Source organism: Microbacterium sp. K41 (assembly GCF_004794395.1).
Lineage (GTDB): Bacteria > Actinomycetota > Actinomycetes > Actinomycetales > Microbacteriaceae > Microbacterium > Microbacterium sufflavum.
In genome coordinates, this window is sequence record NZ_SSDO01000196.1 from 1 (window position 1) to 3034 (window position 3034).

Sequence of the window (3034 nt, forward strand, 5' to 3'; positions counted from 1 at the left end):
CCGGGCTCCAGGGGGAGAGCACCGACGGGCTGAGGTATGCGCCGGACGCCACCGCCACGGACGCTCTGGGCGGGCGACTGGCCGCCGCGCTCGCCCACGCGCACCTGCTGGTGCTGCGGCCGCGCGAGGCCTCGGCCGCCGACCTGGGCCGCCTGCTCGACGCGGGGTGGACGCCCGACGGCATCGTCACGGTGTCGCAGCTCGTGTCGTTCCTGGCGTTCCAGCAGCGCGTCGTGACCGGGCTCCGCGTGCTCGCCGCCGCCGGACTCGCGACCGCCACCACCACCGCCACCACCGCCACCACCGCCGCCGCCACCACCGCCACCACCGACCCCACCGCCGCGTCCACCGAGGAGGAGGCCGCATGACCACCACCGACGACACCACCGACCCCGACACCACCGAGCCCGACACCGCCGACACCACCGAGCCCGACACCACCACCGAGCCCGCCACCGCCGACACCGTGCTCCGACACGACGACGCCCCGCACCCGCACGGGTTCACGCGCGCCGAGGTCGGGTGGACGCCGCACCTGCCCCCGCTCGCGGAGGACGAGCTGACCGAGCGGCACTATGACGGCTTGGTCGACGCCGCTCGCGCCAAGAACGACTACTTCCGTCTGCTCGCGCGCGACCCCGAGGTGCTCCGGGCGCGCACCCTGGTCGACAAGGACATCTTCTACAACGTCGCCGACGGACTGCCCAGGGCCGATCGTGAGCTGGCGGCCACCGCGGCCTCGCGGCGCAACGGCTGCGTGTTCTGCGCCTCGGTGCACTCGCGCTTCGCGGCCCATCACAGCAAGCGGCAGGACGACGTGGACCGGCTGCTCGACGAGGGCGTGTCCGCCGACCTCGGCGAGCGGTGGAACGCGATCGTCGCCGCGTCCGTCGCGCTGACCGAGACGCCCAGCGCGTTCGGGCCCGACCACATCGCGCTTCTGCGATCCGCGGGGCTCGACGACGGCGAGATCGCCGACGTGGTGCACGGCGCCGCGTTCTTCAACTGGGCGAACCGGCTGATGCTGTCGCTCGGTCGACCCGTGGCTCCGGCCTGAGCCGGGCGGCCCCGGCTCTGGCACCAGGGTGATGGCTATGGCACCAGGGTGATGGCTACGGCACCAGGATGATGGCTACGGCACCAGGATGATCTTGCCCGAGGCGGCGCCGGATTCCATGAGCTCATGGGCCCGGGCCGCCTCGGCGAGCGGGAGCTCCGGGCCGAGCTCGATCGTGAAGTCGCCCGATGCGAGCAGCTCCACGGTCTTCTCCAGGGCTTCGGCGCGCCAGGCGAGCTCCTGCTCCGTGAGCGGGACGGGGGAGCCGCCCGAGAACGCGCGGATGCCGAAGTCGGCGGCGTCGGGGCCGCGCACGATCGTGGCGATGCGGTCGCGGTCGGGCACCAGGGCGAGCGAGGTCTCGATGGCCTCGTCCGTGCCCGCGCAGTCGAGCGCCACCGTGACGGGCGACGGAGCGGCCGCGCGCACGCGGTCGAGCAGGCCGTCTCCGTATGCGACGGGGAGGGCACCGAGCTCGCGCAGCTGCTCATGCCGGGCGGGGCTCGCGGTGGCGATCACGGTCGCGCCGCCGGCCACCGCGAACTGCACCGCCGCCTGACCCACCGAGCCGGAGCCGCCGTGCACCAGGAGCACGTCGCCCGCGGTCACGCCGAGCGAGCGCAGCGCCTGATACGCGGTGCCGGCGGGGATGCCGATCGCGGCGCCCTCGGCCGCGGTCACCGCGTCGGGGAGCTTCACCAGCTTGTCGGCCTCGACCGCGAGCGCCGAGGCGTACGTGCCGACCGTGTCACGGATCGCGACGCGGTCGCCCACCTCCAGCCCGTCGACGCCCTCGCCGAGCACCTCCACCACGCCCGCGCCGTCGAAGCCGACGCCCCGCGGTTCGGTGATCGGCGGTGACGGACGCTTGCCGCTGCGCAGCTTCGCGTCGATGGGGTTCGCGCCGGCGGCCTCGATGCGCACCACGGCCTCGCCGCGCACGGCGACGGGATCGGGCACCTCCATCAGGTGCAGGACATCGGGGGAGCCGAACTCGGTGTAGACGATCGCGCTGGCCATGACCCCAGGCTACCCGGGGAGGACACCGTCAGCGCCCGGGCAGGATCAGCGCCCGGACAGCGCCTTCATGATCCGCTGCGGCGAGACCGGCTGCGCGGTGCCGAGGCGCTGCGCGAACACGCTCACGCGGTACTCCTCCAGCAGCCACCGCACCTCCACCAGCGTCGGCGGCGCGTCGGTCGGCAGCGGGATCGTGCCGCCCGCCTCGGTGAACGCGGTCGCCATGCGCTCGAACTCGGTCAGCCGCGCCCGGTCCTTGCCCGGCTCGTTCGCCAGCGTCTTCAGGCGGTCGAGCATGCCGTCGAGGTAGCGGGGGTAGTGCGCGAGCCGGTCGATGCCCGCCGCCGACACGAACCCGGGGTGCAGCAGACCGCTCAGCTGCGTGCGGATGTCGTTCAGCGGTCCGAGCAGCGCCAGGGAGTTCTGCGCCTTGATGCCCCGCTCGACCTCGCGCGCCTTGACCAGGATCCGCGCCACCAGGGACACGGCGGCGAACAGCTCGTCCACGAGCACCGCCGACACCGCCTCCCGGACGCGGGCGAACGCGGCCTCCGTGCGCACGATCCCGCGACCGGCGCCGTCCGGCCCTCCGGTCGACGCGTCGATCACGCGGCGGGCGACCGCGGCCCTGGCGTCTTCGATCAGCGCCGCGGCGGAGGGATACGGCGACGCCGCGAGCGCCAGCTTCTCCTGGCTCGTCAGATGCTCCTGCACGTACGACGACGGCGAGGGCACCGTGAGCAGCACCAGCCGGAGCACGCCGTCCCTGGTCGCGGTCGCGGCGGCCTCCGCGGTCGCCTCCACGCGTACGGAGACGCTCTTGCCCGCGTCGACGATCGCCGGGTAGCCGCGCACGACGCCGCCGGCGACCCGGGTGTCGAGCACCTCGGGCAGGTCGCCGAAGGTCCACGCGGTCAGCCCGGTCTGCTCCACCGGGGCGGCCGCGACGCGCTCGGC

General features: G+C 74.3%; 3 protein-coding genes and 1 pseudogene. 2 read left to right on the plus strand and 2 right to left on the minus strand.

Features of this window, described 5'->3' with window-relative positions:
- Both DW309_RS05150 and DW309_RS05155 read left to right on the plus strand, forming a co-directional pair.
- A pseudogene (locus DW309_RS05150) lies at nt 1-368 on the plus strand (CMD domain protein); the annotation flags it as partial.
- Entirely contained in the window at nt 365-1057 is a 693-nt protein-coding gene (locus tag DW309_RS05155; RefSeq protein WP_240753126.1) for an alkylhydroperoxidase domain protein, read from the plus strand. The pseudogene DW309_RS05150 and the gene DW309_RS05155, both read left to right, overlap by 4 nt.
- 75 nt (nt 1058-1132) lie before the next feature.
- Here DW309_RS05155 and DW309_RS05160 read toward each other — a convergent pair whose 3' ends face one another.
- Both DW309_RS05160 and DW309_RS05165 read right to left on the minus strand, forming a co-directional pair.
- Nucleotides 1133-2077 (minus strand): quinone oxidoreductase family protein, encoded by a 945-nt coding sequence (locus tag DW309_RS05160; protein WP_136030971.1) that lies wholly within the window; start codon nt 2075-2077, stop codon nt 1133-1135.
- A 45-nt stretch (nt 2078-2122) separates the two neighbouring features.
- The coding region (locus DW309_RS05165) for a DUF3418 domain-containing protein (RefSeq protein ID WP_136044758.1) at nt 2123-3034 on the minus strand (912 nt) is incomplete at its 5' end.

Bases quoted from the DNA above. Each gene is read 5' to 3' on its own strand.
- DW309_RS05155 (WP_240753126.1), top strand. From the start codon at position 365: ATGACCACCACCGACGACACCACCGACCCCGACACCACCGAGCCCGAC.
- DW309_RS05160 (WP_136030971.1), bottom strand. From the start codon at position 2,077: ATGGCCAGCGCGATCGTCTACACCGAGTTCGGCTCCCCCGATGTCCTG.